A 15,754-nucleotide genomic window follows, 5' to 3' on the forward strand; every position below is an offset into this window, starting at 1 on the left:
TTCATTTTGAGTCCGCTTCGGCAAGCTACAAAAATCACTAACGCTTACGATGGTGTGTCTGAAGTAAATGGAATTATGAATGTCACGATGGCATGGATGCCAAGGAGTGACCCTTCCCCTCGAAAGCTAGCCTGACGTCCTGTCAGGCTCACGCTATTTTCTTCAACGTCCTCAATTCAAATGGAGTCTTTTAAATGCAAGATCTACTAGCTTGAGCTCTTTAAATTATCACCAATGCAGTCAAATCGAAGAGACAATAAACCCAGTGTAGATACGTTCAAGACCTTCGAAAACATGGATGTTTTCGCAGAGCCCACAGGGATGTGTTTACGGCGTGTCTTGGATGTATCTGCACAAAGGTCGCTTTTTCACATCCATGTGATCACGACATTCCGTTCATCCTGAACAACCCTGCGGCAGGCAATGGATTAAATTGAAGTAATGGTCTGCTGTAACTGAGCCAATATAAATGAAGTTATCGTAAAACGTTTTTGCCCCAAAACGAGTTTCAATCTATTGTTATAAGCATAATTAGATCTAATACATGCCACAGTTTGCTTGAAAACATACAAAGCACAGGCCAGAATAACTATGCCACTACACTAATTGTCAATGCGATTTCAACAATTTCAAACTCCTATTTTTGTAAGCTCTTAAGCCAATAAACTGGTTTGAAAGTACATTGCGGTGCTTGATTGAGTTAGCTTGATATTGCCTGTGTTTATCGGCTGCTTTGACCGCCAAACCAAGCAGGTAAAGTATAAATTGTGATAAGCAGGCTATGAGCAAGAGCACGCTTAATTTATCTGGGTTCCTTGTGCAAAAATTAATTATGGGTGTCACTGTTAATTGCTATGCTTTCCCAGAAAAACATCGCTTTGTAGGGCTTGTATTTGCTCTACAAACCAAGCAAGCGCTTTGCCTTTATTATCTTTACGCCAAGCGACACATAAGTCGATAGCCCGAATTTCTGGTTTGTTGACGGATAACGCCACCAATTTCCCACTCGCCAATTCATCTTGAATACGATGGACCGGTAAATATCCAATCCCCAGTCCCAATATTTGCAAGTCAATTTTTTGGACAATATTGGCGACGGTTATACGTGGCTGTCCATCAAGTAAGCCCGCTGAACGCAATGCGAGATGCCTTGAGCTATCTGCCACAACAATTGATGGATATTGTTTAATAGAGTCGTTGCTTAGAGGTTGCGGTGCTCGTCGAATAGGATGGTCTTTAGCGACTGCAAAGATAAACTCAAGTTGACCGATAGGGATAGTCTTAAAACTGTTGTTGCGCTCACTACCTTCAACACCAATGATAAGATCGCTGCGCTCTGCACTTAAAGCATCCCAAGTGCCACCAAAAACTTCTTCAGTAATTTTGATATCAATCCACGGATGTGCGACTTGAAACTGTTCAATTAACGCATAGATAGGCTTGAAACATAAAATACTATCGAGGGCGATCCGAATCTCTAACTCCCAACCACTCGCTGACTGTTTAGCCATATAGGTTAATTCGTTAGTTGCATCCAATATCAATCGACCTTGTTCAACAATCAATTTTCCAACAGCGGTTAACTCAGCCTTTCTTTTGCTGCGGTCAAAAATAGCAAGATCTAAGTCTTCTTCAAGTTTATTGACCGTATAAGAGATGGCCGAGGGCACCCGAAATAATTCATCTGCTGCCCCAGCAAAGCTTTTCTTACGTTCAATCGCATCCAGTACTTTTAATGCATCTAAAGTGATAGGTGAGTTCATTGTTCAATCCTTTTGAACTGGTTGTTCAATTATGATCGTTATTAATCGTCAGTACCTTTAAATATAATAGCTTCAACATTCAGAAACAATGAACTTAGGAAATAAATATGATTGCATCACAACTTAATAAAATGACGACATCAAGCCAAAACTGGACAGCTTTAGTATTGAGAATCCCAGTCGGATTAATTTTCATGGCGCATGGTGCGCAAAAGCTTTTTGCATGGTTTGGAGGATATGGTTTAGAAGGCACAGGGCAATGGATGGAATCAATCGGTTTAGCACCTGGTGTGCTTATGGCTTTCTTGGCCGGTAGCGCTGAATTTGTTGGCGGACTGTTCATTATTCTTGGATTGCTCACTCGCCCAACTGCACTGGTATTGGCAATAACCATGCTTGTAGCACTCTTTACTGTCCATTTTGAAAACGGACTGTTTATGGTCAATAACGGATACGAATTTGCTTTGTCTTTAGTTGTCATCAGCACAGCGCTAATGCTGCAAGGTGGCGGACGATTATCTATAGATAATGTCATTGCTAAGCGCACTCACTAACGCATTGCACGATTAACAACATTTATTAGAATTCAACGAGGGTAACACCATGATTAAACTATATGCATTTAATGAGCTAGGTAAAGCGGATCACGGTTGGCTAAAATCGAGTCATCACTTTAGTTTTGCTAACTACTATAATCCACAACGTATGGGTTTTGGCGTACTGCGAGTTGTTAATGATGATTGGGTTCAGTCTGGAACGGGATTCCCTACTCACCCACACCAAGATATGGAAATTGTTAGCTTTGTTCGAACAGGCTCAATTACGCATAAAGACAGTGCTGGCAATAAAGGGGTGACACCTGCCGGAGAAGTCCAAGTCATGAGTGCAGGAACAGGGATTGCTCACTCGGAATATAATTTGACGAAAGATCCACTAACTTTCTATCAGATTTGGATTGAGCCTAATAAGCGTAACGTGGAGCCTCGTTGGGACACTAAACAATTCAGTAATGAGATCAACACAAACGGACTGCCATTATTAGTATCTGGATTCCCTGAAGATGAAGGTAGCGCGCTGTTTATTAATCAGCTAGCCCGGGTATATGGCGGAGTACTTAAAAAAGGAACCCGATTTACTCAAAAAATTGAGCAACAAATGTATGTGTTGGCATCTTCAGGTAGCTTTAAAGTTATTGATGATCAAACAGAAGTCGTCATGCAAAAAGGTGATGGGGCTGAAGTGACACTTCAAAAAACAATCACTATTGAAGTCTTAGAAGACAGTGAAGTGATTTTATTGGATGTGCCAGTAAATTAAGGCAAGTTTTAGTCAAGTATATTACTGCTTAACGCACTTCAATGATGAAGCTGAGTAAAGCAGTAAGTTTACCTTTTAAACAGAGCAGGCTTTTAATTCGTTAAAATCTTCTGTATTTACTGGGGTCGAAATAGATATTTATATGGTGATTTTATAAAGAGATGTCACAAGTGGTTTAAGCAGACAGTTGCTATCAGCAGGCTCTGCTAAACCACACTAATCTTAGCTAACCAATTAGTCTGTTATCTAGGCGTAGAGGCCATAACCTTCAGTGTTACAGTTAACACCAGAAAGTTACTAATGGGTATTTTGCAGTTTGTTTTTATCGCAAAACAGACAAACTAACGATAAGCAAAGTGCATAAAAACCAATCATCCCTAACACCATCATTCCACTTTCATTTAAGAACATGTCGAGAAACACTTCTACTTCGCTCATTACTTAGCCTCAAAAAATTTACTGAATAAAATGCTTCCATGTGGCCACAAAGCCTTAACTAACCCACTATGGTTTATTTCAGTCGTTAGTTATTGAAGGGGGCGCATACTAACAGGGGAAATATAAATAACTATCAAAGTTTGAAGTAATTACTCCAATCTATGTTTTTTAGATGATCTAATTAACAATGGCTGACCAGTTACTTAAACTTAAGGGTAAATTGTTAACGATTGTTACTGGCAGTTTCCCTTTAATGTGTCTGTATATTTCGAATGCTCAAACAAAATAGAGTTTCTATTGTGCAAAATTTACTAATCCCACGACCAACCTTTAGACCCTTTGATCTAAATGATTTCTGTCCAGAAATGAGTTAGGTTTAAAGTTAATAGAGTTCTCTATACGGTCAATAAACCATTTGATGCTGCCATTGCCATTGCCATTGCCATTGTCTATGTCGAAATGTTGCCTTTTTTGACCTTACAAACATGGTTAATTAGTCAGTTCATATAAAACGTTATTTCGGTTCTTGACATCTCAAATACTGACCAAACGATATCAGCAAAACTAATATCGCACTAATACAGCACTATGGAGCAAGTTTTAGAACAATATTAGGCTGGCTGCTTTTGCATAGAAAGCCTTAAATGTGTTCCAAGCACAGTGGCTTGCTTTTCGATTTGATCCATCCATTGCTCCATTATCCATAAACCACGGCCATTTGTTTGGGTTATTTCTGGACACTTTTTGGGCGCTGATAGTTTTACATATTTGGTATTGTCCAATATATCAATGACAATATTATCTTGATGGTTTTGTAGCATCACCGTGACAATTTCTGCATCTTCTGAGCAATGCTGAACCACGTTATTAACCGACTCTAAAATACATAACATGAGCTTAAATCTTTGCTGTGAATCAATATTATTAACAATGAAAAAGGCTTCAATGTCGTCATAAACTTGCTCTGGTGTCATTTCGTTTAAAGCAATATTTATCTGCAAGCTATCCATTGGTTTTGCATTCATTGATAATGTATTCATTTGTAAGCTATTCATAATTAATCCTTAAAAGCCGATGTAGCAATTTTTCATTTTGACTTTGCTGGTTAAAGTTTAGTTATTTACCTTAGAGTCATTATGTTCAGTTTTCATTCATTTCATTCTCGATTTCTTTAATCTCAGATAGAACCTTAGAACAATCTATTTAAGGCATCGTATTTATCCATATGATTACCATCAGTAATAGATATTAAGGTGCTGAAAAAAGCAGTAAAGACATATCATCTTGGGGGTCATTCTGTTTCCAAAGATTAAGCACATATATAAGATGCTTAAGCAGTTGATGCGCCGGCATTGCTTTGGCTTCTAAACAACGCTGTTTAAATCGTTCTAAGCCAAACATGCCGTGTAAGGGGTGGCTAACTTCATAAACGCCATCAGAGAAAAGTAATAACTGTTCACCTGAATTTAGTTGATATTCAGCACTTTTATATTGGCTATTATTGTCTATCCCAATAGGGAGGCCCGATGGGATTTCAAGAGTGTTAACACCGAGTTTAGATAGTAAAAATGGCATAGGATGACCGGCATTACACATTTGTACTTTGTGAGTTTGAGTATTAATTTTTCCAATTATCACAGTGGCGAATTGACCTAAATTTGCAGGGTCGTCAAATAAAAGATTTAACCGTTGCATTAAGGTTTCTGGTGGGAGTTGCCAGTCCATTCGCTGCGGAGATAATCCTTGTGCCAAGGTAAAACTCAACATTGCTGAAGGCGCCCCATGACCTGATACATCAATCACATAAAAGCCTATCCAGTCTTCAGAAATTCTAAAGCATTGGAAAATGTCACCAGCCAGTTCAGCTGCTGGTTCAAAATAGTGTTGAATCTCCCAGTTATCAAATATCAAATTATCTTTGGGTAATAAAGACTGTTGTAGTGCAGCGGCTTGTTTGAGTTCTGTTTGTTTTTGACTGAGTATTGATTCGAGTTCAAGATTACTATCAATAATTAACTTTTTGGCTTGTATTAACCTTACTGCTGCAAGTATTTTTACTTTAAGAACAGAGGCGAGAAATGGCTTTGTTATGTAGTCGTCAGCGCCTGTTTCCATGGCGAAGACCATATCCTCAGTTTTATCATTTCCGGTAAGTAATAAGAAAAATGCAGGATTACTGGCCTCTTTTAAGCGTTTACATAGCTCTACACCACTCATATTAGGCATACGCCAATCACTGATGATTAAATCAAAGTGATGTAATTTACAAGTATCAAATGCAGTTAGTCCATCTTCACATTGAGTGATGATGAACTCCACGCCTTCTGGCTGAAAGCTCTGTATGAGGCTAGCAATGTAATAACGCTCACTAAAAGTGTCTTCTACTAATAAAATCGACATTCTTTTTGCAGGAGCACTTGCATTTTGCATAGCTGTTTCCTAAAAATAAAGAGGTATAGTGAGTTAAAGCAATTTATGTTCCCAAATTTATTTGTTGTTGATTATCAAAGTTATATTCGATTATTCGCAATATGCAATATTGCGTATTTTCATTTTGCAAATTAACTTTTGCAAAATGCAACGAGGTGTTCCATAGTGAGTTGTGGCATGCTTTATATTGGATTTATAGTGGTTATTTCTCAATAACATGGATAGGTTTTCAAGCGGCATTAGGAGAAGGAATTTGTCTTTTAGATTAAAAGCCATTATCGCAATTGGGTTAATGCAAGCGGCTTTACTTTTGCTGCTGATTTTTAACAGCCTCGGAGTAATCCAAATTGCCAATCAAACTGAAATTCAACAACAAGGTCACTTGTCTGCCGTTTTAGTGGCCAATAGTGTTGATGTCAATAATCCACGCCAATCTATATTACTGCTTAAGCAATCTTTAGAAGAACATCACATCAGCCATATTGAGTCTGTTCAAGTATTTAATGGCGACAACCGACTTTATGCTGCCCAAAGAAATAACCAAGGTATTTTTGAGTTACTCGAATCTACTGATCCAGTAAATGTTGAGGATTTAGTTTTAGTGGAAGCACAGTCCAATAATGGAACTGGGGTTGAAATTAAACTGATGGTCAACACTGAAGAATTTGATGACAGTGTTGTCAGTGTTGCAATGAAATATAGTGCTCTGATGCTGCTGGTTATTATTCTGATTTCTATTTTGTCTTGGTTTCAAGGCTTACGCTTAATTAAGCATGTATTTAATATTCAGCATGCTTCAAAAAGAGTATTGAATGGTGAAATGGGAGTGCAGGTGGATGAACCTGGTACTCAAGATATTACCGATACCACCAATGCATTTAATGAAATGCTAAAAACCGTAGATGAAGAACGACACGATTTAAAAGGTGCCAATGTTCGCCTAAATACCATTCTTGATTCTGCAGCTGATGGGTTTGTTATTATTGATGTAGATGGTGTGATTAATGAAGTTAATAAAGCTGTCAGTAAATTATTTGGTTATCAGAAAGATGAGTTAATCTCCGAGAATGTGTCGATTTTAATGCCGATGGCTGATCGTTTTATGCATGACGGTTACATTCAAGACTATTTAAATGGTGGCGATGCAAAAATAATCGGTTTCAGTCGAGGTAGAGAGTTACAAGCCCAACATAAAGATGGCCACTTATTTCCTATTGAGTTATCAATTTCCAAAATGGAAATTGATGGTCAAGTGTTGTTCCTCGGGTTTATAAAAGACGTCTCTGAGCTAAAAAAGGAGCAAGCTTCAGCAGCAAGAACTCAGTCAATTCATTTAGCGACCTTAGAAGCCAGTCATGATGCATTAATCACCATTAATATTGCCGGCCGTGTAGAAGAGTTTAATGCTGCTGCGGTAAAACTATTTGGTTATGAACGTGAAGAAGCGCTTGGCGAACTGCTGGAAGATTTGATTATTCCTGAAGGATTTCATAAGGCGCATAAAAATGGCATGGAACATCATCGTAAGACCGGTGAAGGGCCAGTACTTAATAATCGAATAGAAGTTCCTGCGCATAATAAAGCGGGCGACGAGTTCCCAGTTGAATTAAGGGTGATTCCAATTCAGCTAGGTGATGAAATGTATTACACCGCATTTTTACGTAATATTTCAGAGCAAAAAACCAAAGAGGAAGAGTTACGCCAAGCTAAAGAGCAAGCGGAGGAAGGCAGTAAAGCGAAATCTCGTTTCTTGGCAACCATGAGCCATGAAATTCGCTCGCCGCTTAATGCTGTTTTAGGCAGTGTTGATTTGTTGTTGGACTCCAGCCTTGAAAAAGGTCAGCGCATGTATGCGCGAACTGCTAAAGAAGCGGGTTCGGTATTACTCAGCACCATTAATGACATACTTGATTTTTCTAAAATTGAAGCGGGTCAAATGGTGTTAGATCCCAAAGAATTTGAGCCTGATCAGCTTGTGGCTCAGGTACTGCAAATTTTATCCCATAAAGCCCACGATAAAGGCGTGCATTTAGCCAGTTATATTAATCGTAATGTGCCGCAAATGCTGGTGGGGGATGCGCAGCGAATTAGGCAAGTCGTTCAGAACTTAGTGGATAATGCGATTAAGTTTTCGACCCATGGTTGTATTTCAGTTGAAGTGTGGATCCCTAATCGTGGTAATGACAAAGTGGAATTATGCTGTCGCGTGACAGACCAAGGTATTGGTATTGGTGAAGCATCACAAGAGAAACTATTCCGTGAGTTCTCACAAGTTCATGACACTCATACTACGAGTTATGCAGGTACAGGATTAGGCTTGGCAATTTGTTCTGAACTGGCAAAAATGATGGGCGGTTCAATTTCAGTGACCAGTAAGTTAGGAGAGGGCAGTCAGTTTACGCTTTCTGTTCTTTTAGATGAGTCTAGTCAAGCGACAAACCATAATGTCAGATTACCAGAACACCCTCGAGTGCTGTTACTCCACCCTGATGAAACGGTATGTAAGTTGATTAAGAAACAATATAGTCAATATGGTGTTGAGACTAAATACGAACACCAGGTTAGCTCAGTGTTTAAAAACGCTCGAATCCGTGGCCGTTTTGATTTAGTGATGTTGGATGATACTTGTTTACTAGCCGCACAAGAAAAAGAAGTTACTTCACTGCGTAGCGACTATTTATTTGAGTCTGGGTATATTTCAGCTTTATCTTCAGGAGTGAATAATGATGCTCAAACGCTTATTTCTGCATTAGGTATTGAAGAGTCAGTAAGCAAACCATTAAGCCGTGCAATGTTATTGAGTTTAATTAAAGGCGCAACGGCTGATAATACTCATGAAAAACCATTAGAGAAAGTTGCCACCTTACCTGACGGTTGCCGCATATTATTGGCCGAAGATAGTCCTGCAAACCAAATGGTTGCTGGGACTATGCTGACTAATGAAGGCGCTGTGATGACTTACGCTAATAATGGCGTTGAAGCGGTTGAACTCGCGCTGAAACAAGAATTTGACTTGATCTTGATGGACATCAGAATGCCTGAAATGGATGGACTAGAAGCTTGCCAAAAAATCTTAGCCCATAAGCCTGATCAAATTGTATTAGCGATGACGGCCAATGTCTTTAGTGAAGAAATTGCTGCTTGTAAAGCGGTAGGTATGCTGGATTGTATTGGTAAACCGGTTAACAAATCTGATTTGATTTCAGGTGTGAGTCATTGGCTTGGTCAGGTAAAGCAAGACAGCGTTATGACAATGGGGATGCAATTTACGCTTGCAGATTCTGGCTCTGATACAGACTCTGATGCTGGCTCTGATACAGGCAGTGTTTTAGATATAGACTCAGGCTCAGATATAGATTTGGCTGTTGCCAGCAATGAACTTAGTGATAATGTGACTGATGGTATCGGCGATGAAGTTTCTGAAAACAAGGCTGAGATTCAAGATGACAGTGCAACTGATAATACATTATTAAATCAACGGGTCTTTGATGAATTAGAACAAGCGGTAGGTAAAGCGAGCTTGGCTAAAATGATGAAGGTTTTTTATGGTGAAACGTTAATGCGAATTGACACCTTAAAAGCGCTCACTCCAGATGGAAACCGTGACGAGATCGAAGACCAAGTGCACACTATTAAGAGCAGTGCAGGTAGTTTTGGCGCGCAGAAATTATCTGAAGTGGCAACACAGTTAGAAGCGGCTTCTAGAACAAGCAATGAACCACTATCGGCGTTATTTGAACAAATATTTAGCGTGTCCGAACAAAGTTTATCTGAAATTAAGCAAAGGTTTAAAATAGAAACCGATGAATAATATAGTTGAATACCAAAAGGAATTATCACATGGGATTTAGTGCCATTCTTGTAGAAGACAGTATGTCATTAGGTGCGTTATACAGTGAGTACCTTTGCGCAGAAGGCGCGGAAGTGACCCATGTTAATTTTGGCGAAGATGCATTAAAAGAATTAGCGCGTAAACAGCCTGATTTATTAGTACTGGATATCAAATTACCGGACATGTCGGGTATGGATATTTTGACTAAGGTGCAAAAAGAATACCCCAATATTACAGTGATTATGATTACTGCTCACGGCACGATTGATTTAGCCGTTGATGCGATGCGAGCGGGGGCGTTTGATTTTTTGATAAAGCCTTTCGACAGTAAAAGGTTATCAATAACCGTACGTAATGCTTTGAAGCAAAGAGACTTATTGGCATTAGTGTCTAATTATGAAAACAGCCTTCCTAAAACTAATTTTCATGGTTTTATTGGTGATTCTCTGGCTATGCAAACGGTGTATAACACGATTGATTGTGTTGCCAATAGTAAGGCATCAGTTTTTGTCGTTGGTGAAAGTGGCACCGGTAAAGAAGTTTGTGCCCAAGCAATTCATGAAGCGGGGATCAGATCTGAAGAGCCTTTTATTGCGCTTAATTGTGCGTCAATTCCAAAAGATTTGATTGAAAGTGAAATTTTTGGTCACACTAAAGGAGCCTTTACTGGAGCTGTAAGTCATCGAGACGGCGCGGCAACTCGTGCAGATGGTGGGACGTTATTTCTTGATGAATTGTGTGAGATGGATTTAGAGCTGCAAAGCAAATTACTGCGCTTTATTCAGACTGGTGTATTTCAACGTGTGGGCGGCAGTAAAGAAGAAAAAGTCGATGTGCGATTTATCAGCGCAACAAATCGTGACCCATGGAAAGAAGTACAAGATGGCCGTTTTAGAGAAGACTTATACTATCGCCTTCATGTCATTCCTATTGAATTACCGCCACTACGCCAGCGCGGTAAAGATGTGATTTCTATTGCTAAAAAATTGCTCAAACAATATAGCAAAGAAGAAGGCAAAACATTTAAACGTTTCAGCTCAGAAGTTGAAAGGTGTTTTACTCAGTATTCATGGCCGGGTAATGTGCGCCAACTGCAAAATGTCATCCGTCAGGTCGTAGTACTTAATATTGCCGATGAGGTGGCAATTAACATGTTACCTGCACAGGTAACTGCGGCATTATCGCAAGCTAAACTTGATTCTAAAAGCGAGTCGCAAGTGAATCCCATTGCTATTTCCACTGTCACAGAGATTAATGCCAAATCGCAAGAATTGATACGTGATGGTTCACTTACCGCAAGTGATGCGGCTATTGGGGGCAATCCAGGTGCGAGTCAGAGTAACGTGAGCAGTTCTGCTGTTGCACTTGCTGAACCCGTTGATGTCATCGGATCAGCAGAAGATATTCAACCTCTTTGGCTAACAGAAAAGATCACTATTGAAACAGCGATAGAGCAATGTGATGGCAATATCCCTAAAGCTGCTGCATTGTTAGATGTAAGTCCTTCAACGATTTACCGTAAAAAGCAGCAGTGGGAAGATAAAGGGCTATAAAGCAGGTTGTAAATTTTTGCTTATAAATAAAAGAAGCCCATCAAGTTTGATGGGCTAATGTTCAATCACTCATAAACTTTTACTGCTTAGAAATCACGTTCCCAACCAGCGTAGAAAGTGGTTTCCCAATCGCTACTGGTGTCAATTTCAGGGTATTCACTATAGCCCACAGTACCGCCGACTTTTAATTTACCTTCGTAAAATGGACGATGGTAACTAACATCAGCTTGGTATAAGCGTTCATATCGGCCAGGTGATACTGGGTTCCCACCTTCAGGTCTAGAAGTATCTACACCATCAAAGTTTAATTTAGCATAACGGAACTTAGTGCTTAGGCTTTGGCCATGTTCAAGTTGAGTAATGCCGCCTAACACCACAACATGCGAATCGTTATCGTAAGTGCTACCTAAACTTCTACCATAATATCGATAGCCGCTTTGATAAAAACCGTGTTCGTACATACAGTTGTACACATCAGATTCTAAGCCGCATGATGCTGCAGTATCAGAGTATTCTGCAAAAAACCGGGTGCTTAAATCAGCAATGTAAATATCAACACCGCCCATGTTAGACGCATTGATCAGTTTGTTTTTACCATTGTGATAATCTTCATGGATGCGTTCGTAATAAATGCCATAAGGCACGCCCCATGCGGTATCTGACCATCTAAAATCATATCCCGCAAGCATATTTTCTTGACCATTTACCTCTTCACTTTCGTGAACGCCGCCATTTGTTAGGCCATCCCACCAGTCTGATAAGCTATTTCCGTAGCCTTCACCGCCCCACTGCATAGTCCATGAAAAACCAACTTCTAACTTTGAAATAGGTTTAAAGGTACCGCGTGCGCCCCAGTGTTGAGTATCAGCGACATAACGATCGCTTTCCATTTGACTAAAGCTGGTAGTGAACGTCCATGGGCCAATCCAGTTAAGCCATGGCGTCTCAAAGGCATTACTGTTGTTTCTTGAAAATGTCACACCAGGCATAGGTCTAGCGTTTGTCGTTTGAATTAAACCTGAATCCCAGCCTGGCCCCCAGTACTTCTGTACTGCACCACCGGTAACAATCCAATTGCCGAGTTTTACCGCTGCGAAACTGTTATCAAGGCGTGATTCATTACCATCGATGGCATCGTAATGGTAGCTTGCCGCTAAACGTCCGCTGAACCAGTCTTGAGTGACTTCTGCCGTGAATTCAACCTCAGCTTTATCACGGTAATCATTACCGTAACCGATAAAGCGTGCTTGTTCATTGGCACCAGAAAGACCTGCGCTTAAGTTCACCGCTTTATGATCTTTGTTGTAGGCACGCATGACGCGATGAAAGGCATCTTTTTGATGCACTGACATCGGGCTTTCAGCTGCGTTATCAAGATCAGACTTAATCCCTGACCACATTAATGGAAATGTAGTAACAGGCTGAAGAATAATGCCTGTATCAGCTAAGAGTTGAATGTCGGCGCGAAGAGGTAAATCGGTAGGTTCAATCCACCAAGCGGCTTGCGTTGAAAAGCTGCTTAGTAATGCAATCCCTGCTAGTATTTTTAACTTCATTTTGTACTCATTTAGATGAAAGTATTACATCAAATAATAAAAATAGGCTGTTATTCGCAATAATAACAGCCTATTGAGTATTGAGATATGAGAGAAGTTTATTTTTTACTGTTTGTTACATAACAATGTCTGAGCTGATGGGAATGTTTTATATCAATGTTATTAATTATCACTTCACACACTTTCATTAATACTTTGAGTGGTTTGCATATAAGTATCTAACATATTTTGCTGGTTGTTCATGTTGGCTGCCTGCACGGTGGCGGCTCTTGCATCATCGTTATTTTTCACCATATACGCAGATGTCGCACTCATCGAATTATCGCTGCCATTAGCAACACCCGCTAAGTCAGAATAAAACTGATACTGAGCTTGAGCCTTTTTGTAGTGGACATAGTTTTCTACTTTTTCTCCATCGTTGGGTAATGATGGTTGGGTATTATTCTCAGAGGAAGTAGAATTAGTTTGCTTGGGCTGAGCTGCTTGGTTAGGTATTGTTGCGGCTTGGTTCGATAACGCTATAGCTTGAGCACTTAAATTTACGCTATCAACTTGAGATGTACTTGCACTTGATTTTGAAGTCGCAATACTGGCACTTTCTGCTGGTGTAATACTCGTATTAGTAGCACTTGCATCATTGACTTGTTGAGTACTAACTGACGATTGAATTTGCATATTGAACTCCAAAATGTAACGGATAAATCAAGGTATTAAATGACGTCGCATATTCTCAGTTGGCTTTTACTGAGCGAGCAAGAATGGACAATGACTCTTTTTACATGGCTCTTTTTAAATGCTTCTGATTTACAGATTAAGCTGAGTAAATTTAGCCTAGCTCAATAAGCTCTTACCAAAGTGTCATTATCGTAAGCTAACTATAGCTAACAATACCTGAACAACGATTGAACCAATTTAAAATCTTTAAATTATGACTTAATTTCAGTTAGAGGAACTCGCTTACCCCAACTCAATGGTTTGTACCATTTTGATACAGACACCATCTCTTGAATACTTTGAGTAAACTCGCATCTTGTAAGACAACTTGGACACTCACAATCAGTGAAACGACCAGGGTAGTATTCATTGTTTGTCATTAGGTGTTCTTTGCAGTGACTGCAATACACTTTGACTTCTACAATCATTGGTAACCCTATAGATAAATAAGTCTAGTTAATGACTTATTTTAGCGCGAGCAATAAGAAAGGTAATTGATTTATTTATATACAGTAGATTAAGTGCAAGTTATGCAACATATGTGTGGATGAAATTATGATATCCAAACCATTTATTAACAACAAATCCTTTTTGCAACATACAAACTCTACAAGATATGCAAATTTGATAGGTAAATTGACTGTGTGGATGTCGCTAGAAGTTGGAGTTGTTTTTGCATTTTGAATAAGAATCTGCGCTGTATATCTAAGGAAAAACTAAAGTAAATGGTTTAACATTTTAAAAAACCTTTTTGGCTATTTGAGGATGCTGCTGTTATATATTAAGTGCTATTAAGATTCCCGCTATTATCATGATGCTTCCGGCTATTAGGTTAATCACGTGATTGGCTTTTGCTGATTTAAATACTTTCCTCGCTTTCACCGCCATTAATGCATAACAAAGATTAATACTTCCAAAGGCAATTGTTGCGATGCTCATAACGATCAAGGCATCGTTGACACTAATATTGGTTGAGGGGACAAATGCAGGGAAAAAACCAATGTAGAATATAATAGCCTTGGGATTACTTAGTCCTATCATTAAGCCTGTTGAGGTATTTTTTATCCCTTTGAAATTATTATGTTCTCCAATATCTGCAATTTGAGCTGCTTGTGGTTTCTCATTAATAAGCTGAAAGCCTAAAATGCACAGATAAGCGGCGCTGCAATATTTGATAATAATAAATGCAGAGCCCATAACACTGGCAAGTGCTGTAAGGCCAAATAGCGCAATACAGATAAATAGGTAATCAGCGATGAGTACCCCGAGAAATAATTGCATTGCTGGCATTAAACCATGAGAGAAAGAACGTGAAATTATCGCAAATACAACAGGGCCTGGAACTATTGCTAGTATGAACATGGTAAATAAAAGGCTGAGTGATTGCTGTAGTTCCATTATAATCGCACTTCCTGAGGCATTATGCTTTTCTATATTGTGAATAGAATATAATAATCAGCCGAGCTTATCTGCAGTTATATGTCTCTTTCTCGTTAAAGGTATACAAGTATTGAAAATCATCTTGCTTACACATCAAAAAGAGCTCACTAGACCGAGCAATACAGGTCGTTGGGTCAAAACTGTATTAGAAGAGCGTGCACTGGTGATACCTTGGGACAGAGTGAATCCCAACCCGGAACTGACTCAGTTAATCGCGTCAGCGAATGTGGGATTATTATTTCCTGAATTACCAGCCCAGCCCAGCCTCGTAATAGGTTCAATTGATTCCGCAGAGATAATTGATACCAGTATTAGGCTTGAATCCGATACATTTTCAAATTTTGACGCATTAGTGATTATTGACTCAACGTGGCAAGAAGCGCGCAAAATATACAATCGTAGTCCTTATCTCAAGCAACTTAAAAAAGTCTCAATTGATAGCAAGGTTGAATCCATTTATCAGCTAAGAAGAAATCAGCTTGAAGGAGGCCTGTGTACGGCTGAATGCGCTGCGCACATATTATTTCAAGTTGGAGAGTTAGAATCTGCTGAAAGCATTATGAAATGTTTAAAGGAGCAAATCGCTCATAAAATGCAGTGATAACAAATGACAGGTATAAGTTAGCTTTATACATTTGAGATTTAAAAGCGGGAATTGAGTGACTCAATTCCCGCAAATGCAGTGTTATGGCTATAACTATAACTATAACT

At 39.3% G+C, this 15,754-nt stretch carries 12 protein-coding genes and 1 pseudogene; 5 read left to right on the forward strand and 8 right to left on the reverse strand.

The window, feature by feature from the left end:
- Positions 1-609: 609 nt before the first annotated feature.
- Positions 610-807: pseudogene (locus tag BCU84_RS09820) on the reverse strand (IS4 family transposase); the annotation flags it as partial.
- A 38-nt stretch (positions 808-845) separates the two neighbouring features.
- The gene (locus BCU84_RS09825) at positions 846-1,763 is read right to left on the reverse strand and encodes a LysR family transcriptional regulator (protein ID WP_102527916.1); all 918 of its coding nucleotides are present in this window, start codon (positions 1,761-1,763) and stop codon (positions 846-848) included.
- A 107-nt stretch (positions 1,764-1,870) separates the two neighbouring features.
- On the opposite strand from BCU84_RS09825, the gene BCU84_RS09830 reads away from it, so the two are divergent.
- Positions 1,871-2,317, forward strand: coding sequence for a DoxX family protein (locus BCU84_RS09830; protein WP_102527917.1), 447 nt, complete (start codon positions 1,871-1,873; stop codon positions 2,315-2,317).
- Between the two features lie 49 nt (positions 2,318-2,366).
- Positions 2,367-3,080 carry a pirin-like bicupin family protein gene (locus tag BCU84_RS09835; RefSeq protein WP_102527918.1) on the forward strand — a complete coding sequence of 238 codons (714 nt, stop codon included), beginning with the start codon at positions 2,367-2,369 and terminating at the stop codon, positions 3,078-3,080.
- 297 nt (positions 3,081-3,377) lie between these two features.
- Here the strand turns inward: BCU84_RS09835 and BCU84_RS20715 are convergent, their stop codons facing one another.
- The 3 genes from BCU84_RS20715 to BCU84_RS09845 form a co-directional block, all read right to left on the reverse strand.
- Entirely contained in the window at positions 3,378-3,518 is a 141-nt protein-coding gene (locus BCU84_RS20715) for a hypothetical protein (RefSeq protein ID WP_157936213.1), read from the reverse strand.
- 611 nt (positions 3,519-4,129) lie between these two features.
- Positions 4,130-4,573 (reverse strand): ATP-binding protein, encoded by a 444-nt coding sequence (locus BCU84_RS09840; protein ID WP_102527919.1) that lies wholly within the window; start codon positions 4,571-4,573, stop codon positions 4,130-4,132.
- Between the two features lie 193 nt (positions 4,574-4,766).
- The gene (locus BCU84_RS09845; RefSeq protein ID WP_102527920.1) at positions 4,767-5,948 is read right to left on the reverse strand and encodes a SpoIIE family protein phosphatase; all 1,182 of its coding nucleotides are present in this window, start codon (positions 5,946-5,948) and stop codon (positions 4,767-4,769) included.
- Positions 5,949-6,201: 253 nt separating this feature from the next.
- Here BCU84_RS09845 and BCU84_RS09850 point away from each other — a divergent pair, with 253 nt between their 5' ends.
- Together BCU84_RS09850 and BCU84_RS09855 are read left to right on the forward strand one after the other, a co-directional pair.
- The gene (locus BCU84_RS09850; RefSeq protein ID WP_198589557.1) at positions 6,202-9,759 is read left to right on the forward strand and encodes a PAS domain S-box protein; all 3,558 of its coding nucleotides are present in this window, start codon (positions 6,202-6,204) and stop codon (positions 9,757-9,759) included.
- A 29-nt stretch (positions 9,760-9,788) separates the two neighbouring features.
- A complete protein-coding gene (locus BCU84_RS09855; RefSeq protein ID WP_102527922.1) occupies positions 9,789-11,333 on the forward strand; it encodes a sigma-54 dependent transcriptional regulator in 1,545 nt (514 codons plus the stop codon).
- 86 nt (positions 11,334-11,419) lie between these two features.
- Here the strand turns inward: BCU84_RS09855 and BCU84_RS09860 are convergent, their stop codons facing one another.
- The 3 genes from BCU84_RS09860 to BCU84_RS09870 form a co-directional block, all read right to left on the reverse strand.
- Positions 11,420-12,889, reverse strand: a complete 1,470-nt coding sequence (locus BCU84_RS09860) for a capsule assembly Wzi family protein (protein WP_102527923.1) — start codon at positions 12,887-12,889, stop codon at positions 11,420-11,422.
- A 174-nt stretch (positions 12,890-13,063) separates the two neighbouring features.
- A complete protein-coding gene (locus tag BCU84_RS09865) occupies positions 13,064-13,564 on the reverse strand; it encodes a hypothetical protein (protein ID WP_102527924.1) in 501 nt (166 codons plus the stop codon).
- An 813-nt stretch (positions 13,565-14,377) separates the two neighbouring features.
- Positions 14,378-15,001 carry a LysE family translocator gene (locus tag BCU84_RS09870; RefSeq protein ID WP_102527925.1) on the reverse strand — a complete coding sequence of 208 codons (624 nt, stop codon included), beginning with the start codon at positions 14,999-15,001 and terminating at the stop codon, positions 14,378-14,380.
- A gap of 79 nt (positions 15,002-15,080) precedes the next feature.
- Here BCU84_RS09870 and BCU84_RS09875 point away from each other — a divergent pair, with 79 nt between their 5' ends.
- Positions 15,081-15,644, forward strand: coding sequence for a tRNA-uridine aminocarboxypropyltransferase (locus BCU84_RS09875; RefSeq protein WP_277868762.1), 564 nt, complete (start codon positions 15,081-15,083; stop codon positions 15,642-15,644).
- Positions 15,645-15,754 lie beyond the last annotated feature (110 nt).

It is taken from the genome of Shewanella sp. 10N.286.51.B7, from assembly GCF_002873615.1.
Classification (GTDB): Bacteria; Pseudomonadota; Gammaproteobacteria; order Enterobacterales; family Shewanellaceae; genus Shewanella; species Shewanella electrodiphila.

Bases quoted from the DNA above. Each gene is read 5' to 3' on its own strand.
- BCU84_RS09825 (WP_102527916.1), bottom strand. From the start codon at position 1,763: ATGAACTCACCTATCACTTTAGATGCATTAAAAGTACTGGATGCGATT.
- BCU84_RS09830 (WP_102527917.1), top strand. From the start codon at position 1,871: ATGATTGCATCACAACTTAATAAAATGACGACATCAAGCCAAAACTGG.
- BCU84_RS09835 (WP_102527918.1), top strand. From the start codon at position 2,367: ATGATTAAACTATATGCATTTAATGAGCTAGGTAAAGCGGATCACGGT.
- BCU84_RS20715 (WP_157936213.1), bottom strand. From the start codon at position 3,518: ATGAGCGAAGTAGAAGTGTTTCTCGACATGTTCTTAAATGAAAGTGGA.
- BCU84_RS09840 (WP_102527919.1), bottom strand. From the start codon at position 4,573: ATGAATAGCTTACAAATGAATACATTATCAATGAATGCAAAACCAATG.
- BCU84_RS09845 (WP_102527920.1), bottom strand. From the start codon at position 5,948: ATGCAAAATGCAAGTGCTCCTGCAAAAAGAATGTCGATTTTATTAGTA.
- BCU84_RS09855 (WP_102527922.1), top strand. From the start codon at position 9,789: ATGGGATTTAGTGCCATTCTTGTAGAAGACAGTATGTCATTAGGTGCG.
- BCU84_RS09860 (WP_102527923.1), bottom strand. From the start codon at position 12,889: ATGAAGTTAAAAATACTAGCAGGGATTGCATTACTAAGCAGCTTTTCA.
- BCU84_RS09865 (WP_102527924.1), bottom strand. From the start codon at position 13,564: ATGCAAATTCAATCGTCAGTTAGTACTCAACAAGTCAATGATGCAAGT.
- BCU84_RS09870 (WP_102527925.1), bottom strand. From the start codon at position 15,001: ATGGAACTACAGCAATCACTCAGCCTTTTATTTACCATGTTCATACTA.